The organism is Streptomyces sp. NPDC003691 (genome assembly GCF_053981115.1).
The window spans coordinates 1-19844 of record NZ_JBSFNQ010000005.1 but is presented as its reverse complement, the minus strand read 5'-3'; the positions used below and the strand labels follow the sequence as shown (position 1 = coordinate 19844).

Annotated in this window: 19 protein-coding genes; 7 read left to right on the top strand and 12 right to left on the bottom strand. The window is 73.5% G+C overall.

Annotated features, from left to right (window positions below):
* Positions 1-42: 42 nt before the first annotated feature.
* From ACWDR0_RS04035 to ACWDR0_RS04025, 3 genes are all read right to left on the bottom strand, one after another.
* Positions 43-1044 (bottom strand): beta-ketoacyl-ACP synthase 3, encoded by a 1002-nt coding sequence (locus ACWDR0_RS04035; protein WP_456350041.1) that lies wholly within the window; start codon positions 1042-1044, stop codon positions 43-45.
* Positions 1045-1079: 35 nt separating this feature from the next.
* The gene (locus ACWDR0_RS04030) at positions 1080-2003 is read right to left on the bottom strand and encodes an ACP S-malonyltransferase (protein WP_456350040.1); all 924 of its coding nucleotides are present in this window, start codon (positions 2001-2003) and stop codon (positions 1080-1082) included.
* Between the two features lie 89 nt (positions 2004-2092).
* Complete coding sequence (locus ACWDR0_RS04025; RefSeq protein WP_456350039.1) at positions 2093-3277, bottom strand: PucR family transcriptional regulator; 1185 nt, start codon at positions 3275-3277, stop codon at positions 2093-2095.
* Between the two features lie 83 nt (positions 3278-3360).
* On the opposite strand from ACWDR0_RS04025, the gene ACWDR0_RS04020 reads away from it, so the two are divergent.
* Positions 3361-4032: a pirin family protein gene (locus ACWDR0_RS04020; protein ID WP_456350038.1), complete on the top strand. Its 672-nt coding sequence runs from the start codon at positions 3361-3363 to the stop codon at positions 4030-4032.
* Between the two features lie 475 nt (positions 4033-4507).
* On the opposite strand, the gene ACWDR0_RS04015 is transcribed toward ACWDR0_RS04020, so the two are convergent.
* Positions 4508-5323, bottom strand: a complete 816-nt coding sequence (locus tag ACWDR0_RS04015; RefSeq protein WP_456350037.1) for a serine hydrolase domain-containing protein — start codon at positions 5321-5323, stop codon at positions 4508-4510.
* A 104-nt stretch (positions 5324-5427) separates the two neighbouring features.
* On the opposite strand from ACWDR0_RS04015, the gene ACWDR0_RS04010 reads away from it, so the two are divergent.
* Positions 5428-5877 (top strand): MerR family transcriptional regulator, encoded by a 450-nt coding sequence (locus ACWDR0_RS04010; RefSeq protein WP_456350036.1) that lies wholly within the window; start codon positions 5428-5430, stop codon positions 5875-5877.
* Positions 5874-6905, top strand: a complete 1032-nt coding sequence (locus ACWDR0_RS04005; RefSeq protein ID WP_456350035.1) for an aldo/keto reductase — start codon at positions 5874-5876, stop codon at positions 6903-6905. The genes ACWDR0_RS04010 and ACWDR0_RS04005 overlap by 4 nt, the downstream gene beginning before the upstream one ends.
* 83 nt (positions 6906-6988) lie before the next feature.
* On the opposite strand, the gene ACWDR0_RS04000 is transcribed toward ACWDR0_RS04005, so the two are convergent.
* The 3 genes from ACWDR0_RS04000 to ACWDR0_RS03990 form a co-directional block, all read right to left on the bottom strand.
* On the bottom strand, positions 6989-8266 hold the full coding sequence (locus ACWDR0_RS04000) for an acyltransferase family protein (protein WP_456350034.1): 1278 nt from the start codon (positions 8264-8266) through the stop codon (positions 6989-6991).
* On the bottom strand, positions 8263-9306 hold the full coding sequence (locus tag ACWDR0_RS03995) for an alpha/beta hydrolase (RefSeq protein WP_456350033.1): 1044 nt from the start codon (positions 9304-9306) through the stop codon (positions 8263-8265). The genes ACWDR0_RS04000 and ACWDR0_RS03995 overlap by 4 nt, the downstream gene beginning before the upstream one ends.
* Before the next feature lie 188 nt (positions 9307-9494).
* Complete coding sequence (locus tag ACWDR0_RS03990; protein ID WP_456350032.1) at positions 9495-10217, bottom strand: TetR/AcrR family transcriptional regulator; 723 nt, start codon at positions 10215-10217, stop codon at positions 9495-9497.
* A gap of 184 nt (positions 10218-10401) precedes the next feature.
* Here ACWDR0_RS03990 and ACWDR0_RS03985 point away from each other — a divergent pair, with 184 nt between their 5' ends.
* Together ACWDR0_RS03985 and ACWDR0_RS03980 are read left to right on the top strand one after the other, a co-directional pair.
* On the top strand, positions 10402-10734 hold the full coding sequence (locus ACWDR0_RS03985) for a nuclear transport factor 2 family protein (protein ID WP_456350031.1): 333 nt from the start codon (positions 10402-10404) through the stop codon (positions 10732-10734).
* Positions 10735-10871: 137 nt separating this feature from the next.
* On the top strand, positions 10872-11774 hold the full coding sequence (locus ACWDR0_RS03980) for an NAD(P)-dependent oxidoreductase (RefSeq protein WP_456350030.1): 903 nt from the start codon (positions 10872-10874) through the stop codon (positions 11772-11774).
* A gap of 51 nt (positions 11775-11825) precedes the next feature.
* On the opposite strand, the gene ACWDR0_RS03975 is transcribed toward ACWDR0_RS03980, so the two are convergent.
* From ACWDR0_RS03975 to ACWDR0_RS03960, 4 genes are all read right to left on the bottom strand, one after another.
* Positions 11826-12503, bottom strand: a complete 678-nt coding sequence (locus ACWDR0_RS03975; RefSeq protein WP_456350029.1) for a response regulator — start codon at positions 12501-12503, stop codon at positions 11826-11828.
* Positions 12500-13798: a sensor histidine kinase gene (locus tag ACWDR0_RS03970; protein ID WP_456350028.1), complete on the bottom strand. Its 1299-nt coding sequence runs from the start codon at positions 13796-13798 to the stop codon at positions 12500-12502. Before ACWDR0_RS03970 ends, ACWDR0_RS03975 begins: the two co-directional genes overlap by 4 nt.
* Before the next feature lie 141 nt (positions 13799-13939).
* Positions 13940-14800 (bottom strand): DUF4429 domain-containing protein, encoded by an 861-nt coding sequence (locus tag ACWDR0_RS03965; RefSeq protein WP_456350027.1) that lies wholly within the window; start codon positions 14798-14800, stop codon positions 13940-13942.
* Positions 14801-15203: 403 nt separating this feature from the next.
* Positions 15204-15854 (bottom strand): TetR family transcriptional regulator, encoded by a 651-nt coding sequence (locus ACWDR0_RS03960; RefSeq protein ID WP_456350026.1) that lies wholly within the window; start codon positions 15852-15854, stop codon positions 15204-15206.
* Between the two features lie 284 nt (positions 15855-16138).
* On the opposite strand from ACWDR0_RS03960, the gene ACWDR0_RS03955 reads away from it, so the two are divergent.
* Both ACWDR0_RS03955 and ACWDR0_RS03950 read left to right on the top strand, forming a co-directional pair.
* A complete protein-coding gene (locus ACWDR0_RS03955) occupies positions 16139-17752 on the top strand; it encodes an MFS transporter (protein WP_456350025.1) in 1614 nt (537 codons plus the stop codon).
* Positions 17753-18138: 386 nt separating this feature from the next.
* Complete coding sequence (locus ACWDR0_RS03950) at positions 18139-18621, top strand: peptidase inhibitor family I36 protein (protein WP_456350024.1); 483 nt, start codon at positions 18139-18141, stop codon at positions 18619-18621.
* Here ACWDR0_RS03950 and ACWDR0_RS03945 read toward each other — a convergent pair.
* On the bottom strand, positions 18593-19495 hold the full coding sequence (locus ACWDR0_RS03945; protein WP_456350023.1) for a potassium channel family protein: 903 nt from the start codon (positions 19493-19495) through the stop codon (positions 18593-18595). The genes ACWDR0_RS03950 and ACWDR0_RS03945 overlap by 29 nt on opposite strands.
* Positions 19496-19844: the final 349 nt, after the last annotated feature.

Sequence of the window (19844 nt, the reverse complement as noted above, 5' to 3'; positions counted from 1 at the left end):
GGCGTCCGGAGGTTCCGTCCGCCGGTCCGGAGGATCCGGTGACTAGGGGAGGGTAACGACCGTTGCTGCGTAGACGAGACCCGCCCCGAAGCCGATGACGAGCGCCGTGTCGCCGCTCTTGGCCTGCCCGGTCGCCAGAAGCCGCTCCATCGCGAGCGGGATCGAGGCGGCCGAGGTGTTGCCGGTGGTCTCCACGTCCCGGGCGACCGTGACATGGTCCGGCAGTTTCAGCGTCTTCACCATCGAGTCGATGATCCGCATATTGGCCTGGTGCGGGATGAAGACGTCGAGTTCGTCGGCGGTGATCCCGGCCGCGTCCAGCGCCTGCTGGGCGACCTTCGCCATCTCGAACACGGCCCAGCGGAAGACCGCCTGGCCCTCCTGCCGGATCGCGGGGAACCGCTCCACCGTGCCGTCGCGGTAGTCCGTCCACGGCACGGTCTGCTTGATGGTGTCGGACTTGTCGCCCTCGGAGCCCCAGACCGTCGGGCCGATCATCGGCTCCTTGGCGGGACCGACGACGACCGCGCCCGCGCCGTCACCGAAGAGGAAGGCCGTCGCCCGGTCCTCCAGATCGGTGAGGTCGCTCAGCCGCTCCACCCCGATGACCAGGACGTGCTCCGCGGAGCCGTCGGTGATCATGCCCTTGGCGAGGGTGAGGGCATAGCCGAAGCCGGCGCAGCCGGCCGAGATGTCGAAGGCCGCGGGCTTGACGGTGCCGAGCCGGTCGGCGATCTCGGTGGCCACCGCGGGGGTCTGCTGGAAGTGCGACACCGTGGCGACGATGACACCGCCGATCTGGTGCGGCTCCACGCCCGCGTCCGCCATCGCCTTCCCCGACGCCTCCAGGGACATCGCGGTCACGGTCTCCTCGTCGGAGGCCCAGTGGCGGGTGGCGATGCCGGAACGGGACCGGATCCACTCGTCCGACGAGTCGATCGTCTCCAGGATCACGTCATTGGGCACGACCCGGGTGGGCCGGTAGCCGCCGACACCCATGATCCGCGCATAGGGAGCGCCCTTGCTGGGCTTGATCTTCGCCATGTGTACGGCTCTCCTTGTCCGGGTCCGGGCCGTGGTCAGGCCGCCGGGCCGGTGTGCTCGGCGATCAGTTCACGGGCCGCGTCGAGATCGTCCGGCGTCTTCAGCGCCAGGGGCTTGACCCCCGGCAGGGCACGCTTGGCGATCCCGGTGAGGGTGCCACCGGGGCAGAGCTCCACCAGCGCGGTGACCCCCAGCTCCTGGAAGGTCTCCATGCAACGGTCCCAGCGGACCGGGTTGGCCACCTGCCCGACGAGCCGGGCGACGACCTCCTCACCGCCGGTGACGACGGCTCCGTCCCGGTTCGAGACGTACGGCGTCCTCGGGTCGGCGACGGTCAGCTCCGCCGCCTTCTGCTCCAGCACGGCCACCGCGGGGGCCATATGGGCGGTGTGGAACGCGCCCGCGACCTTCAGCGGGACGACCCGGCGAACGCCCTCCGGCTTGTTCTCGGCCAGGGCGGCGAGCTGCTCCGCGGTGCCCGCGGCCACGATCTGCCCGGCACCGTTCACATTCGCCGGGGTGAGGCCGAGCCCTTCCAGATGGCCGACGACTACGTCCTGCTCGCCGCCGAGCATGGCGGCCATCCCGGTCTCGGTCACCGCGGCGGCCTCGGCCATCGCCAGGCCACGGGCCCGGACGAACCGGAGCGCGGAGATCTCGTCGAGGACTCCGGCGAGGACGGCGGCGGTGATCTCACCGACGCTGTGGCCCGCGACCGCGTCCGGACGGACATCACCGAGGGCCTGGGCAGCGAGCAGCCCGGCGGCCACCAGCAGCGGCTGGGCCACCGCGGTGTCCCGGATCTCGTCCGCGTCGGCCTGGGTGCCGTAGTGGACGAGGTCGAGGTCGATGGCCTTGGACCACTCCGCAAGGCGGTCGGCGGCACCGGGGAGTTCGAGCCAGGGGGTCAGGAAGCCGGGCGTCTGAGCGCCCTGGCCGGGAGCGACGAGTACGAGCACTCTCCCACTCTCTCTTGTGCGGCGTCCCCGACGCCCGTGGGGACAGGGACGAAGAACGGCCAGGGGAATTGTGGGTGTCCCACAAAAGCCTAGGTTTGGAGATCTCCGTCGGCCAGGCGTCCGAGAATGAGGGCGATTCGCAGCGTGAACGCCGAACGGACGTCGGAGGGTGACCATCCGGTGACATCGGTCACACGTCGCAGCCGGTAGCGCACGGTGTTGGGATGCACAAAAAGCATCCGTGCGGCACCCTCCAGGCTGCTGGCCTGCTCCAGATAGACACTGAGGGTTTCCAGCAGGGCGGAGCCGGCCTCCTCCAGCGGTCTGTAGATCTCCTCCACCAGCTGTTCCCGGGCCGCCGGATCCCCGGCGATCGACCGTTCCGGCAGCAGATCGTCGGCCAGTACCGGCCGCGGCGCGTCCTGCCAGGCGGAACACGCCTTCAGCCCCGCGGCCGCGGCCTGCGCCGAGCGGGTCGCCGCCAGCAGGTCCGGCACCACGGGCCCGGCCACCACCGGACCCGCCGCATAGGGCCCGATCAGCGCCTTCGCCACCGCCAGGGGGCTGTCGCTGCCGCCCGCGATCACCACCAGCCGGTCACCCAGCACCCCGGTCAGCACCTGGAGCTTGGCGTGCCGGGCGGCCCGGCGGATCGCCTCGACCGTCAGCTCGCTGTCCCCGTCCGGCGCGGTGCCCAGCACCACACAGACGTGCTCCGGCGCGTTCCAGCCCAGTGCCGCCGCCCGGGACACCGCGCCCTCGTCCGCCTCGCCCGACAGCACCGCGTTGACCACCAGCGACTCCAGCCGGGCGTCCCAGGCGCCCCGGGCCTCCGCCGCCTGCGCGTACACCTGGGCCGTGGCGAACGCGATCTCCCGGGCGTACACCAGCAGCGCCTCGCGCAGCACCGCCTCGTCGCCCGGGGCCGCGACCTCGTCGATCGCGGTCTCCATCACCTCGATCGTGGTCCGCACCATCTCGACGGTCTGCCGCAGGGTGATGGCCCGGGTCAGCTCCCTGGGGGCGGTCCCGAAGACGTCCGTCGAGATCGCCTGGGGGGTCTCCGGATGCCGGAACCACTCCGTGAACGCGGCGATACCGGCCTGGGCGACCAGACCGATCCACGACCGGTTCTCCGGGGGCATCGCCCGGTACCACGGCAGGGTCTCGTCCATCCGCGCGATGGCGTTCGCCGCGAGCCGCCCGGAGGACTGCTCCAGTCGCTTCAGGGTCGCGGAATGGGAGTGGGCGTCGTTCGATCCAGGTTCGGGCACGTGACAAGACTGCCTTATCCGCGGACCGGGACGGCCCGCCGGGGCGGATCCCGCGGGGTGCCGCCCAGGCTACGGTGGGGCATGTGATCGACGTACGCCGCGCCGCGCAGCGCTATCCGGGCGGGGAGCCCGGCACCGGCATCGAGACGGCGCACGCCTTCTCCTTCGGGCCGCACTACGACCCCGCGAACCTCCGCTTCGCCGGTCTGATCGCCTGCAACGAGGAGCGGCTCGCCCCCGGCGCCGGCTTCGCCGAACACCCCCACAGCCATACGGAGATCGTCACCTGGGTCGCGGCGGGCGAGCTGACCCACGAGGACTCCGCCGGGCACACCACGGTCGTCCGCCCGGGCGACGTCCAGTGGCTGAGCGCCGGTGACGGGGTCCGCCATGTCGAGCGCAACTCCGGTGCGGAGCCGCTGGTGTTCGTCCAGATGTGGCTGCTGCCGCTGGAGCCGGGCGGAGCGCCCGCGTACGAGGTCGTCCGCGGCGTCGGGGACGGCGAGCCCTTCCCGCTGCCCCGCGCGGGCGCGGCGCTCCACGTCCGCCGCCCCGGCCCCGGTGAGCGGGCCGCCGTCCCCGATGCCTCGGCCGCGTACCTCCATGTCGTCCACGGCACGGTCGTCCTCGGCGACGCAACCCTGGCCCCCGGCGACTCGGCCCGCCTCACCGACACCCGCGGCCTGACCCTGACGGCGTCGGAGTCCACCGCGGCGGAGGTCCTGATCTGGGAATTCCCCGGCATACCGGGCTGACCGCCGGGCCCTGTTCACAGCGGGGTGGCTCCCCCGTGCGGCCCCACTTGCGCCTTCGGCGCGAGGGCCGGTGCTCCGGTCCGCCGACTGCGCCCGGTGGCGCGGTGCGTTCGGGCGCGGCGAGCGCCCGGTCGGCAGCGGCTGTCTGCCGACCGACGGGCACCGGCTGGTCGCGCGCGCAGTTCCGCCCCCTATGCCTTCGGTACGAGGGGACCCCCAGCGCCTCGTACGGGGCTCCTCGCGCCCCGGAAGGGGCGCGGGGAACTGCGCGACAGGCCAGAGACGACGGATGGCCGGCCATCCACGGATTCGGAGCAGGGCGCTCCCCGCACGGAGGAGGGGTGAGGCGCACCGTCAGGCGCACGCGGACGAGGCGACGTGAACCGCAAGGCCCCCGGCGGCCCCGGGTACAAGGCCCCCCGGGTCCCGGCGGCGGCCCCGGGCACAAGGGACCCTCAACGCCCCGCGCGAGCGGTCAGGCGCGCAACTCCGCCAGCACCGCGTCCGTGAACCGCGGCCATGCGTCGACCGCCCACGGCCCGAACGCCCGGTCCGTCAGCGCCACGCACGCCGCGCCCGCGTCCGGGTCGATCCACAGGAACGTCCCCGACTGGCCGAAGTGCCCGAAGGTCCGCGGCGACGACGCGGCGCCGGTCCAGTGCGGCGCCTTGCCGTCCCGGATCTCGAAACCGAGCCCCCAGTCGTTCGGCGTCTGCCGCCCGTACCCCGGCAGCAGCCCGGCCAGCCCCGGCCAGGCGACCGTCATCGCGTCCCGTACGGTCCGGGCGTCCAGCAGCCTCGGTGCCTGCACCTCCGCCGCGAAGCGCACCAGATCGTCCACCGTCGACACGGCGTCCTTGGCCGCCGAGCCCTCCAGCGCCGACGCCGTCATGCCCAGCGGTTCGAGGACCGCCTGCCGCAGATACTCGGCGAACGGGATGTCCGTCGCCTTGGCGACATGGTCCGCGAGCACCTCGAAGCCGGTGTTCGAGTAGATCCGGCGGGTGCCCGGCTCGGCACTCACCCGCGGGGAGTCGAAGGCGAGACCCGAGGTGTGCGCCAGCAGATGCCGGACCGTCGCACCGGGCGGACCGGCGGGCTCGTCCAGTTCGACCGCGCCCTCCTCGTACGCCACCAGCACCGCGTAGGCGGCCAGCGGCTTGGTCACCGAGGCCAGCGGGAAACGGTGCCCGGTGGGGCCGTACCGCCCGGCCACCGTCCCGTCCGCGCGGACCACCGCGGCGGCGGCGGTGGGTACGGGCCATGTCTCGGTCGTCGCCAGGCTCTGCATGCGCACGAGGGTAGCCCGTGCCCTTACCACCGACCGGAGCCGCCCGCCCGGTCACCGGGCCTGCGCTTGCCTGGAGTGCACTCGAAGGTCCTAGCGTGGAAGGCATGACGACGCTGACCGAGAGCGGCTCCGGCGATACCGCCGTCGACCTGTGCAAGCCGCACCCCGGGCACCCCCGCCCCGACGGGCAGGACCGCTACACCATCGGCGAGGCCGCCGCCTGGACCGGGATGTCGGCGCACACCCTGCGCTGGTACGAACGGATCGGCCTGATGCCGCACATCGACCGCTCCCACACCGGCCAGCGCCGTTTCACCAACCGGGACCTCGACTGGCTGGCCTTCGTCGGCAAGCTGCGGCTGACCGGGATGCCGGTCGCCGACATGGTCCGCTACGCCGAGCTGGTACGGCTCGGCGAGCACACCTTCGACGAACGCGCACAGTTGCTGGAGCGCACCCGCCGCGATGTCCGCTCCCGGATCGTGGAACTGCAGGAGACCCTCGCGGTCCTGGACCACAAGATCGAGCTGTACGGAAGGAACGACCAGTCATGAACGGCGTACCCGACCCGGACCCCGCCCCGATCGCCCGCACCCGGCTGGGCACCGGCGGCCCCCTCGTCGGTGTCCAGGGACTCGGCTGCATGGGCATGAGCGAGTTCTACGGCGACACCGACGAGCCCGCCGCCCGCGCCGCCCTGGACGCGGCCCTGGCGGCCGGGGTCACCCTCTTCGACACGGCGGACGCCTACGGGCGCGGCGCCAACGAACGCTTCCTCGCCCCCTTCGTCCGCGCCCACCGGGACGAGATCACCCTGGCGACGAAGTTCGCCATCGTCCGTACGGACGACGACGACTACCGGGGGATCTCCAACGACCCCGCCTATATCCGGCGGTCCATCGACGCCAGCCTGGCCCGGCTCGGCATCGACCATGTGGACCTCTACTACATGCACCGCCGCGATCCGGCCGTACCGCTCGCCGAATCGGTCGGTGCGCTCGCCGAGCTGGTCGCCGCGGGCAAGATCCGCCATATCGGCCTCAGCGAGGTGACGGGACCGGAGCTGCGCGAGGCGTACGCCGTCCACCCCATCGCCGCGCTCCAGTCGGAGTGGTCGCTGTTCAGCCGGGACGTGGAGCGTACGGCCGTACCGGTCGCGGCCGAACTGGGCGTCGCGTTCGTCCCGTACTCACCGCTCGGCCGCGGTTTCCTGACCGGTGCCTTCACCGATGCGGCGGCCGATCTTTCGGCCCGCGACTTCCGCGCCCACCAGCCCCGTTTCACCGGCGACAACGCCCGTACCAACGCGGCCCTGCTGGCGCCGGTCCGGTCGATCGCCGAGGCCCGCGGGGCGACCCCGGGCCAGATCGCCCTGGCATGGGTGCACCAGCGGGCCGAGGTGCACGGCCTGCCGGTGGTCCCGATCCCCGGCACCCGGCGCGCGGAACGGGTCCGGGAGAACACGGCGGCGACCCGGCTGCGGCTGACCGCGGACGAACTGGCCCTGCTGGAACCGATCGCGGCCCGGGTGGCGGGCGACCGCTACCCGGACATGTCGTCGACATCGGCGGCACGCGAGTAGCCCCGGACGCGGCTGCCTCCGGCGGCGTTGCGGGGTGGGGCGACGGGTGCCCCACCCCGCACCGGCGGCGCGGCCCCGCCCCCTCACACCGGCGCCAGCGCGAAGACCGCGAAGCCCGCCGCCAGCAGCCCGGCCAGCGCCCGGAGCGCGCCCGCGGCCGGGGTGCCGGAGCGCCACGGGGTCTCGAAGACCCGGGCGTACCGCCCGATGAGCAGCAGCAGTACGGCGAAGAGCGGCAGCCAGGCGACCCGGGCCAAGACCCAGCCGAGCGTGTCCGGCGCGGTGGTCAGCCCGGCGATCCGGCCGGCGTACGACCCCGGTACCGCGGCCGCCAGCATTGCCGTCTGGTGCCAGCACAGGATGGTCATTGCCGACAGGTTCACCACCACGACCGGGGCCCACAGCTTCGGCCGGGCCAGCAGCCGTCCGATCCGGTCCCGCAGCAGGATCGCCGCCCCGCTCTGCGCCGCGGCCAGCGCCAGGACCAGCAGCGACGGCGGATGCGAATTGGTCCTGGCCTCGCCCGGGACCCCGACCATGGACGCCGGATAGCCGAAGGCCAGCAGCAGTGCGGCGAAGAGCGCGGCGCCGCCGAGCAGCAGCAGCCGGGCCCGCGCCCGGTCGATCCGGCCCTCGCCCCAGCTCACGCCGAGCTGATAGCCGAACAGCCAGCCCGGCAGGATCGTGAGCAGCCCCAGCCACGACGGTACGGCGTCCGCCCAGGGCCCGTACCGCAGCAGGTCGACCGCGGCGACGGACAGCAGCAGCGGTGCGGCGGCCCATACGCCGAGGGCCCGGGAGGCGCGGACGCAGTACGGGGTGAACGCGGTGACCACGGTGTAGACGCCGACGAACCACAGCGGCTGGACGACCAGCGTCGTGCCGGTCCGCAGGGTCGTCCCGGGAACCCCCAGCAGGGTCAGCAGGGGGATCAGTACGGCCCAGACCGCGGCCACACCGAGGACCGGGCGGCCCAGCCGGGCCGTGCGCCCCCGCAGCCAGGCGGCGGTGGAGCCGGTACGGCGGTGGTAGGACCGCACGGAGGCGTACCCGCCGACCAGGAAGAAGATGCCCAGCAGCTGGAGTACCCAGGTCATCGGGGCGAAGTAGCCGAAGGCGGCGAGCGGGCTGGCGTTGCGCAGGGCACCGTCGTCGCCGAGGTCGAGACCGCCGAGCAGCCAGTGGCCGATTGGCACGGCGAGCAGGGCGAGGGCACGCAGCCCGTCGACCGCCCGGTCCCGGCCGGCCGGGGTACGGCGCTCGACCCGCTCGGCGAAGGCGGCGAACCGGCCAATCCGTCGACCCGTCTGTCGCCCCGTCGGCCGGGGCGTCGGCCGGTCCGTTGCGGTGGTGGTGTTCATCGGGCCTCTCCCCGGGTGATGGCGGCGAAGGCGTGCAGCGAGTCGGTGCCGGGCGCGAAGTAGCCGTCGTGGCCGCGCGCCTTCTCGGCGGGGATCCGGCGGGCCCCGAAGGCGGCCGTGGTCGGGTCCTCGCCGTGGCCGAGCCCGAAGACCCGGACATTGGGGACCCGGGAAATCCAGTCGGTGGGGTCCTTGGCGGCCCACACCCGGGCCTCGGTCCGCAGCGCGCGCACGGAGTCCGCGCGCATGCCGGGGGAGCCGAGGGCGACGATGTCGGAGACGTCGGCGTGCTCGGCGGCCAGCCCGCAGACCACGGAGCCGTAGCTGTGGCAGAAGAGGCTCGGGCGGGCGGTACCGGCGGCGGTCAGCCCGCGGGTGAACCGGGCCAGCCGTGGTGCTCCGGCCTCGGCGAGCCGGCCGGTGGCCGCGTCGACGCCGATGCCGACGGGGGTGGTGTAACCGGTCCAGAGGACCACGGCCGTATCGCCGCCGGCGGCCGCGCGCAGCGCCGCGGCCATACCGGTGGGACCGCGGTGGCCCCGGCCGGGCCGGTCGAAGGTGCCCGCGTCGATGTCCGCCCCGGGCACGATCACGGCCACGTGCCGGGCCCGCGCCAGGTCGCCGTGGACCTCGGCGACCTGTCCGCGGCCGCGCGGGTCGAAGGCGAGGATGCGCCGCCCGTCCCGGGCGAGCCGCTCGTACGCCGTACCGCGTACGGCACGGGCGTTGGCGGCGTACCGGGTCTCCGGCGGAGCGCCGTCGAGATTGCCGACGACGAGGGGGTGCCGCTCCACCAGCCGCTGCCGCTGCCGGGGCGCCAGCCGCTCGAAGAAGGCGGCCACCTCCCGCGGGCCGGCGGTCCGGGGGTCGGGCAGTGCCCGGCCCAGCGACCGGTCGGCGTTCCACCCGTCCGTGCCCGGCGGCGGCCCGGTCACCGGCTCCTGCGCGGTGCCCGAAGCCCACCCGGCCGTCCCCGAGACCGCGGCCACGGCGAGCGCGACGCTCACCAGCCCCCTCCTGAGCCTTCCGGACCGGCGCATCGCCGTCTCCCCTCCTCAGCGACCCGCCGGTGCGGGTGCGACCGGGGAGGAAGGTAAGAAGACGGCACCGGCCGGTACGTCCCACCGGGGAGCCAACTGCACCGTCGTACCGGGGTAGGGGTGGGCCGACCCGCCGACCCGCCGACCCGCCGACCCGCCGGTCGTGGAGGAGCGGAACGTCCCGCCGGTCAGCGAGGTGACGAAGGTCCGAGGCCGAGGGAAGCGGTGAAGTCGCGTACCTCGTCGCGGTAGACCGTGGCCGGGTCGTGGATGAAGGTGCGCAGGTGGCCGTAGATCTCCAGGGCCATGAGCCCGTGCATCCGGCCCCATACGCGCAGCGTCATCGCGAGACCCGCCGGCGGCAGGTCCGGAAAGTCCTTCCGGACATGGGCCACCAGGTCCGGGTGGAAGTCGTCCCAGCTGTAGGCGCGGTCCTCGGACCGGGGCGCCGGGGCCGTCGGCCGGGCCGCGGCGACGAGGCCGACCAGTCCGTTGCAGGCACGCAGTTCGGCCCGGTTGCCGGGGCCGTCGTCGGGCGGCCGGTAGCCGGGCACCGGGTCGCCGTAGATCAGTCGGAAGCCCTGCGGGTTGGCCAGCGCCCAGGCGCGCATGGCCTCGGCCCAGGCCAGGATCCTGCCGCCCGGATCGGATTCCGGGACGCCGTCACGAGCGGCCTCGGCGGCGTCGACCGCCGAGGTGTAGACGTCGCCGATGAGCGTGGTGATCAGGTCGTCGCGGGTGGCGAAGTAGCTGTAGATCGCGCCGGCCGTCATCCCCATCTCCCGGGCGATCGCGCGTAGCGAGATGGCGCTCGGGCCGCCGTCCGCCATGAGTTTCATGGCGATCGCCTTGATCTCGGCGCCGGTCTGGGCGCGCAGCCGGTCACGGCGGCTCATCGTCTGGTCGCTCACATGGACAGTTTACAGAGTTCTTCTAATCTACGTCGTGCAATCTCTACACGCCGTGTAATGATGAGACGGCGCGTACAACCGGGGGAGGGATCCGTGCACCGGAGCAGGAGACCGTCCCGGCCTGCGGCGGGGGACCCGGCCGCAGCGATCCGCCCCCCTTTTTTCGCAAGGAAGGAGCCGGAACATGAACACCACCGAGGTGATCCACGCCTACCTCGACATCTGGAACGAGCGGGACGCCGCCGTCCGGATGGCACTGATGAGATCCGTCCTCACCGAGGACTCGCTCTACACCGACCCCCACCACGCGGGCCTGCGCGGGCACGCCGAACTGTCCGAGGTGATCGGCCGCGCCCGGGAGAGCTTCGGCGACCTGAGGTTCACCCTCGGCACCGTGGTCGGCGCCCACCACGACCGCGCGCTGTTCAGCTGGCGGCTCGGCACCGCCACCACCGGCTACGACGTCGTCGAGTTCACCGGGGGCCGTATCCGCAGCATCGTCGGCTTCTTCGGGTGAGGCCCCGAAACGCCCGCCGAAACGCCCGCCGAAACGCCCGCCGAAATGCCCGCCGGACCGCCGTCGGGACGGCCGGCCCGTCCCGCCATCCGTACATCCGTCATGACCCGCACCGCACGACAAACGCAGGAGCACATATGACCACCCGTCCCGCCCCCTCCGCCTCGCGAACGCCGGTCACCGTCATCGGCCTGGGACTGATGGGCCGGGCGCTGGCCGCGGCCTTCCTGGCGAAGGGCCACCCGACCACCGTCTGGAACCGCTCGGCGGCCAAGGCCGGCGATCTCGTCGCCGACGGTGCCGCCCTGGCCGACTCCGTGAGGAGCGCGGTCGAGGCGAGCCCGCTCGTCGTCGTCTGCGTCTCGGACTACGACGCCGTACGCGAGTTGCTGGACCCGGTCGGCCCCTCGCTGGCCGGCCGTACCGTCGTCAACCTGACCACCTCCAGCTCCACCCAGGCCCGCGAGGCCGCCGGGTGGGCGGCCGGATTCGACAGCGAGTACCTCGACGGGGCGGTCCTCGCCCTTCCCCATGCCATCGGCACGGCCGAGGCCACGCTGCTCTACTCCGGCTCGAAGGCCGCCTTCCAGGTGCACGAGGCCACCTTGGCGGCACTGGGCGAGACCGGAACCGTCTACCTCGACGAGGACCACGGTCTGTCCGCCCTGTACGACCTGTCCATCCTGGGCATCATGTGGGGTGTGCTGAACGGCTTCCTGCAAGGCGCCGCACTGCTGGGCACCGCGAACGTCAAGGCGACGACCTTCGCGGCCCTCGCCGGCACCGCGATCAATGTGACGAGCGGCTATGTCTCCGCGTACGCGCAGCAGATCGACGAGGGCGAGTACCCGGCCACCGACGCCACCGTCGCCGTTCACCTGGGCGGTATGGAGCACCTGCGCGAGGAGGCCGAAGCGCTCGGCGTCAGCACCGGGCTGCCGGACTTCTTCCTGGAGATGGCCCGGCGAGCGGCGGCCGACGGCCACGCCGACGCCGGTTACGCGGCGCTGATCGAACAGTTCCGCAAGCGCTCCGCCTGACCTCCCGAGGCTCCCGGAGCCCCGGGGGGACCCGCCCCCGCCCCCGCGGCGCTACGCGCCGCCCGGGCGGACCAGGCCGGACTCGTAGGCGAAGATCACCGCTTGGGCGCGGTCCCGCAGGTCCAGCTTGGCCAGGACCCGGCCGATATGGGTCTTCACCGTCTGCTCGGCGACGACGAGCCGGCTCGCGATCTCCTGGTTGGACAGGCCCCGCGCGATCAGCTCCAGGACCTCCGTCTCGCGCGGCGTCAGCGACTTCAGCCGCAGCGAGGGGTCGCGGCGCGGCGCCGGGCGCTGGGCCGCGAAGTCCGCGATCAGACGGCGCGTCACCGAGGGGGCCAGCAGTGCCTCGCCCGCCGCGACCACCCGGACCGCCGAGATCAGGTCCGCCGGGGGAGCGTCCTTCAGCAGGAAGCCCGACGCCCCGGCGCGCAGCGCCTCGTACACGTAGTCGTCCACGTCGAACGTGGTCAGCATCAGCACCTTCGGCACATGCACCACGCCCACCGGCGGGCTCAGGATCGCCCGGGCCGCCGCCAGCCCGTCCATCTCCGGCATCCGGACGTCCATCAGGACCACGTCGGGGTGGACGGAGCGGGCCACCGCGACCCCCGCCCGGCCGTCCGGGGCCTCCCCGACCACATCGATATCGGCCTGCGCGGAGAGCAGCGCCGCAAAGCCCGCCCGCACCATGGCCTGGTCGTCGACGATGATGACCCGGATGGTCACGCGGTCTCCTCCCCCGTCCCGGGCGAGGTCAGCGGCAGACGCGCGGCCACCCGGAATCCGCCGTCCGGCAGCGGACCGGTGTCCAGCGTGCCGCCCGTCAACCGTACGCGCTCCCGCATACCGACCAGACCGTGGCCCGTCCCCGCCTGCTCCAGCGGCTCCGCCGGGGACGCGGCGGCCCCGTTGACGACCACGACCGTCAGATCCGTGCCGTCCGACACCACCGACACCCTGGTCGTGGCGCCCGGCGCGTGCCGCACCACGTTCGCCAGCGCCTCCTGCACGATCCGGTACGCCGACAGGTCCACGGCCTGCGGCACCGCTCCCGGGCCGACGCTCAGCGACAGCTCCGCGGGCACCCCCGCCCGTACCGTCGCCTCCACCAGCTGCTGCACCCGGTCGACGCCCGGCTGCGGCGCCAGCTCGCCCCCGGTGTCCTCGCTGCGCAGCACCGCCAGCAGCCGGCGCATCTCGGTCAGGGACTCCCGCGCGCTCGCCGCGACCGCCGCGAACTCCTCGGCCGCCTGCTCCGGCAGCCCTTCGATCCGGTACGGCGCCGAGTCCGCCTGCACCGTGATCACGGACATATGGTGGGCGACCACATCGTGCAGCTCCCGGGCGATCCGGGTCCGCTCCTCCAGCAGGGTGCGCTGCGCCCGCTCCGTCTCGCTGATGCTCTCCTGTGCGGCCAGCTTCCGCTGGGCGTCGCCGCGCTCCCGCAGGGCACCGGTGACCACCAGCACCACCCCGGAGAGCACGAACAGCAGCAGCCAGGAGCCCTGGCCGAGGTCCGGCCGGACCAGTTCGAGGACGAAACCGGCGACCCCGGTCGCCAGCCACACCCCCACCAGGGCGCGGCGGGACTCCCGGAGCCCGAGGAAGACCAGCAGGATCAGATAGCCGATGATCACCATCGGGGTCCAGGGCCAGGGATGTCCGTCCGTCCCGCCCAGCAGCGCCATCGCGCCGATCACAGCCGCGGTGAACATCAGCCACCAGGCCTGGAGCGGCCGGGTCGGGGCCAGCAGCAGGGGGACGGTCTGGGCGACCGCCAGCGCCCCCGCGGCCGGACCGGTGAGCGCGTACAGATCGCTGAGGGTGTTCACCGTGACCGGCAGCAGGGCCGCGACCGCGACGACGACCACGGCGTACGGGAGACGGCGCAGCCAGGCGCGCGGGGAGTCGGCGAGCAGCGGCGTGGCCGGGTGCGAAGGGGTTCGCAGCGCCGCGGTGAGGAGCCGCAGCTGCTCGTGGCCGGTGCGCCACAGCGGGCTCTGGGGGGAAGGTGCAGTCACCCGGCCAGCCTAGGCAGCTCAGGGAACGCCGACGTCATACCCGGGAGCGGAGTGGGAGGTCATACCAGGGTGCTACCCGCGGGGCAGCCGCTCCGGGAGAGGCGCACGGCTCCTCCCTGGAAGGCCCCGGAGTTCCCGCCCCTACAGCTCCGCCAGCAGCTCCGTCTTCTTCGAGGTGAACTCCTCGTCGGTGACCAGGCCCGCGTCCCTCAGCTCCCCGAGATGGCGGATCCGCTCGGCGATGTCCGCCGGGTCCCGGCGGCCCGTGTTCAGTGCGAGCGCCGGTGCCGGGCCGGAGCGCTGGACGGACTCCAGCACCGCGGCGGCGAACGGCAGGGACTCGTGGACCGAACCGCTGCGCACCCCGAAAACCACCGCCGCCGGGTCCTTGTCGGCACCGGCGGGCGGGGAGGACGGGCCGGGCACCCTGCGCAGCAGCCGCAGATAGCCGTCCAGGCCCTCCGGCGTGCGCCACTCCACCCCGCTCAGCTCGCCGACCGCGAAACTCTGGTCGCCCGCCTTCCACTTGGTGGACGAGGCGCCGGTGCGCGACCAGCGGAGGTCCACGTACCGGCCGTCGAAGGAGGCCCGGCCGTCGTACCCCTTGAAGGCGATGGGGGAGCCGGGGGCCGCCACCACGTACCGTGCGGCGGGCCGGTCGGCGTCGGCGGGCAGTACGGCGCGGAGCGCGTCGCGGTAGTACACGGCGGCGTCCTCCCGGTCGGCGGGCAGGACCAGCCGGTACGGGTCGCACTCCTCCTTGAGCTGACCCGCCGCCGCGGCCATCAGCGGGTCCGCGCCGGGCCGGGGTCTGGCGTGCAGGACGACGGTCCCCCGCTTGCCCGGGGAGAGAGTCACCGACGCCAGCGCCTCGTGGGGGATACGGCGTTCACGGAGCGCGGAGAGCAGCTTCGGCGTGCGGTGTCCCCGTTCATAGCGGATGTGCACGGAGTCGGACACGAACTCCCATGTGGCTTGAATTCCGGCCAGTACATCACCCATACGCCTCATCGTAGGGGTCAGGCGCGCTCACGTCGCCCCTCGGGACGGAGTGGTCTCCCGGCTGGTCTACGCGCGTCCGGCCGCTGCTTCACCGGAAATGTCACGGCGGGCGGACCGCCGGGGGTCCGGGCGGGGCGGGCGGCCACCGGATCCCTGCCCGGTCCGGACCGGGAAACCCTTGCTTCCGGTTATGGCCGGAAACGCTCGCCGTGGCCGATAGCCCGCGGCCGTACGGCCCGGTGCGACCGTCCCCGTGCCCGCCGTTCCGGTGCCGCCGTCCCCGTATCCGCGGTCTCCGTGCTCACCATCCCCGTACCCGCGGTCTCCGTGCCCGCCGTCCCGGAGCCGGGATCACGGCGCTCGCCGTCCCGGAGCCCCGGTCCCGGCGCGCCCGCCGGGACCGTCAGTCCCGCCACGGCCCCAGCAGCCCGGGCGTCAGCCGGTTCAGATAGTGCGCCGCGAGTTCGCGGATCGCCGCCGAGCTGTGGTCGGAGCCCTCGCTCCACAGCCGGGCCGCCACCCGCATCGCACCGCTCATCGTCGCCACCACGAGCCGGGGCCGCGGGTCCGTATCGACGTCGAGGCCCTCGCGTTCGGCGATGATCCGGCTGAGCTTCTCCTCCGTCGCCAGCGACCGGCGAAGGTGCGCGGCCAGCAGCGCCGGGGTGGACTCGATCACCAGATAGGTCCGCATATGGAGGTCGACCGGGACGATCTCCGCGATCGTCTCCTCCACCGTGTCCCAGCCCGCCAGTGCCGAGTTCCGGAGCGCCTCGAACGGATTCTCCCCGGGCGGTCTGCTCCGCAGCTCCCCGACGAAGTGCTCCTCGACGACGTCCTGTACCGCGAAGGCGACCTCCAGCTTGCTGGCGTAGTAGCGGAAGAAGGTCCGCTGGGAGACGTCCGCGGCCTCGGCGATCTCGTCGACCGTGGTCTCCTCGAACCCCTTCGTGGCGAACAGCTCCAGCGCCGCGCGCGCCAGCGCGTCCCGGGTCCGCTGCTTCTTGCGCTCGCGCAGCCCGCCGGTCTCCGCCGGCCCGACCGTCAACTTCATGCCCTCGCTCATCGGTGGTCGATCGTCCTCGGGGCCCGACGATCGGGTGGGCCAGGGCCCGCGTCCGCGGGGACCCCCGTCGTCCCCGCGCTCCGCCGTCCCGTATCGTCCGCACCGCATCCGCCGCGGGGGCGGCCGGTGCCGGTCCTCGCGCTCCGTCGCCCTGTCACTCCCGGCTTCCGCCGCCGTGCGGACGAGGTCAGCGTACCTGTGACCGAAGTGACAGTTACCGGCTAATAAAATCGATTGTCAACTGTCAGAGGCTGTCACTAACCTCGGTTCCCATGACAGGTCAGACCACCATCGACAAGACGCCGCAGGATCCCCAGAACGATCTTCCGGCTCCCGCCGGCGGACTGCGCGGCCACCCCTGGCTGACGCTCTTCGCCGTCGCGATCGGCGTGATGATGGTCGCCCTGGACGGCACCATCGTCGCCATCGCCAACCCCGTGATCGCCGACGACCTCGACGCCACCTTCGCCGACGTCCAGTGGATCACCAACGGCTACTTCCTCGCCCTCGCCGTGGCGCTGATCACCGCGGGCAAGCTCGGTGACCGCTTCGGCCACCGCCAGACCTTCCTGGTCGGTGTCGTCGGGTTCGCCGCCGCCTCCGCCGCGATCGGCTTCTCGGACTCCATCGCGATGCTGATCGCCTTCCGGGTTCTCCAGGGCCTGTTCGGCGCGCTGCTGATGCCCGCCGCGCTCGGACTGCTGCGCGCCACCTTCCCCGCCGAGAAGCTCAATATGGCCATCGGTATCTGGGGCATGGTCATCGGTGCCTCCACGGCCGGCGGCCCGATCCTCGGCGGACTGCTGGTCGAGAAGGTGAGCTGGCAGTCCGTCTTCTTCATCAACGTCCCGGTGGGGATCGTCGCGGTCGTCCTCGGTCTGGTGATCCTCCGGGACCACCGCGCCGAGAACACCGCGCGCTCCTTCGACATCCCCGGTATCGCCCTGCTCTCCACCGCCATGTTCTGCCTGGTCTGGGCGCTGATCAAGGCTCCGGAAGAGGGCTGGGGCTGGGGCGGCGCCAAGACCTGGGCCTTTATCCTCGGGTCCGTCGCGCTCTTCGCGGTCTTCGCCTGGTGGGAGAACCGGACCGCCGAGCCGCTGATCCCGATGAAGCTCTTCCGCTCGGTGCCGCTGGCCGCCGGTACGGTCCTGATGGTGCTGATGGCCATCGCCTTCATGGGCGGGCTGTTCTTCGTCACCTTCTACCTCCAGAACGTGCACGGGCTGGGCCCGGTCGACGCCGGTCTCCATCTGCTGCCGCTCACCGGAATGATGATCGTCGGCTCCCCGCTGGCGGGCGCGGTGATCACCAAGACCGGTCCGCGGATACCCCTGGCCGGCGGCATGGTGCTGACCGCAGTCGCCATGTTCGGTATGTCGACGCTGGACAAGGACACCGGCAGCGGTCTGATGTCCCTCTGGTTCGCTCTGCTGGGCCTCGGTCTCGCCCCGGTGATGGTCGGTGCCACCGAGGTCATCGTGGGCAACGCCCCGATGGAGCTGTCCGGTGTGGCCGGTGGTCTCCAGCAGGCCGCGATGCAGATCGGCGGTGCGCTCGGCACCGCCGTCCTGGGCGCCGTGATGGCTTCCAAGGTCGGCAAGGACCTGCCGGGCAACTGGGCCGACGCGGGGCTGCCGCCGCTGTCCGGGCACGAGCTGGACAAGGCCGCCGAGGCGGTCCAGGTGGGTGTGCCGCCGGTCGCCCCGGGCACCCCGCAGGAGATCGCCGCCAGGATCGCGGACGTCGCCCACTCCACCTTCATCTCGGGGATGGGCCTGGCCTGCCTGGTCGCCGCCGGAGTGTCGGTGGTCGCGGTCTTCGTCGCGCTGCTGACGAAGCGGGGCGCGAACGCGGAGGCGGGCGCGGGCGTCGGCCATATCTGAGCCGTACGCGTAGGTCCGGCCCTCTCCGGGCGCGCTCCGCGGCCGGGCCCGGACACCGGCCCCGGGCGTCTTCCCCCGCCCGGGCCCGCCCCGCACTGCCGAAGGTCCCGCCGGAACCCGCACGGGTTCCGGCGGGACCTTCGCCGTACGGCACCGGGGTTGCGGCACCGGGGTCCGGCCGGCGGTGACGGGACCGCCGCGGCCGTACGGCGAAGGCCCCGGCCGCCCCGCACCGGCACCCGCCGGGCCTGCGGCCGCCGGTGACTGCCCGCCCCGGACCCCCGGCCGCATGGCACCGCCCCCGCCACTCCTCCCGGATCGCCCGTTCGGGTGAGCCGGTGGCCCCGACCTTCCGGCGGCGGGGTACCCGGGACCAGGGTGCGGGGATGCGGACGAAGACCCTCCTGTACGCCCCGCCCCTCGCGCTCGCCCTGGTCATCGCGCCGGCTTCCGGCCCGGCCCCGGCCGCGTCCGGGGCGCCGCCCGCTGCCGTATCAGCGGTCTCCGGACCCGCACCCGCTACCGGTCCCACAGTCACCGGCACGGCACCCGCCACCGGCCTGGCACCCGCCGCCGCACCGGCGGCCTCCGGCGACTGCCCGCCCGGGGCGCTCTGCCTCTGGACGGCGGAGGACTTCCGCGGCGCCCGCCGGACGTACGAGCTGGCCGGGACCGATGTCGAAGCCTGTACGGCGCTGCCGTCCGGGGCGGCCGCCGAGGCCCTCGCCAACCGGACCGGCCGCCCGGTGACCACCTACCAGTCCCGGGAGTGCGCGGAGCACGGCGCCTTCGACACCTATCCGGGCAGCGGGGTCTGGGCGCCCCGTTCGCCCTATCTGATCAGGGCGTTCCGGATCTGGGAACGATGACGGCGGCACCCCCGGCCGTGCCACCCCCGGCGGCGGGCCCGCTGACCGCCGGCCCCCCGGCGGGCGGTTCCGGCCCTCCGGCGGGCGGTCCCCCGGCCACGGCCTCCACGGTCACGGCCCCGTCGCCCCCCGGCCCGGGAGCCGCCGCGGAGAGCCGGGTCACCTGCTCCCGCAGCGCCCGCACCTCCTCGGTCAGCGCCTCCAGCAGCTCCGTCTGCCGCCGCTCCGCCGCCGTGTCGCGTTCGAAGCGGGAGATGAACCAGGCCGCGATATTGGCGGTGACCACACCCAGGAGCGCGATCCCGGAGAGCATCAGGCCCACCGCCAGGATCCGGCCCAGGCCGGTGGTCGGGGCATGGTCCCCGTACCCCACCGTGGTCATCGTGGTGAACGACCACCACACCGCGTCGCCCAGCGTCCGGATGTTCCCGTCCGGCGCGTCCCGCTCCACATGCAGCACGGCCAGCGAGCCGAACATCATCAGTCCGACCACCGCGCCCCCGACATAGGTCGTGAGGGTTATCTGCGGGGCCATCCGGGCCCGCCGGCCGACCAGCAGCAGGGTCGCCACCACGCGCAGCAGCCGCAGCGGCGCCACCAGCGGCAGGAGGACGGCCAGCAGGTCCAGCGGATGGCGGCGGACGAACCGCCACCGCCGGGTGGAGAGCGCGAGCCGGGTCAGGTAGTCGGCCGCGAAGACGGCCCAGACGAACCACTCGGTGACCGTGCAGAGCCGGCGCACCCACCCGGCGGCGTCCGGGGCGACGATCGGCACCGCGTACGCCACCCCGAAGGCCGCGGCCAGTACCAGCAGCGGGGTCTGGGTGCGCCGCTCCCAGCGGAGCCGCGCGGTCGGTTGTTTCATGCCCGGCATCGTAGGGACTCCGCCGGACGCCCCGCGCCGCCCCGGCCCCGCGCCGCGGGCGGCGCGCACCGGGCGCGGTGCCCGCCGGGGGGACCGGAGCCGGCCCACCGGGCACCGCCTCCGGTCCCGGAGTCACCCGCCTCCGGCCGCCGGGTTCGCGGCGGAACCGGAACGGGCTCCCGCGAGGCCGGGGCCCGCCCGCCGGGCTCCGGCCGGACAGGGGCGGCTGGCCCGGCCCGGCGACGGCAGGCCGCTGGTCAGGGAAGACGGCCAGATTGATCCCGATCAGGATCTTGGTGACCAGGAAGGAATCCTCGGCGATCGTCCCGCCCGCGATGGTCCGCGGCTGGTTGGCCGC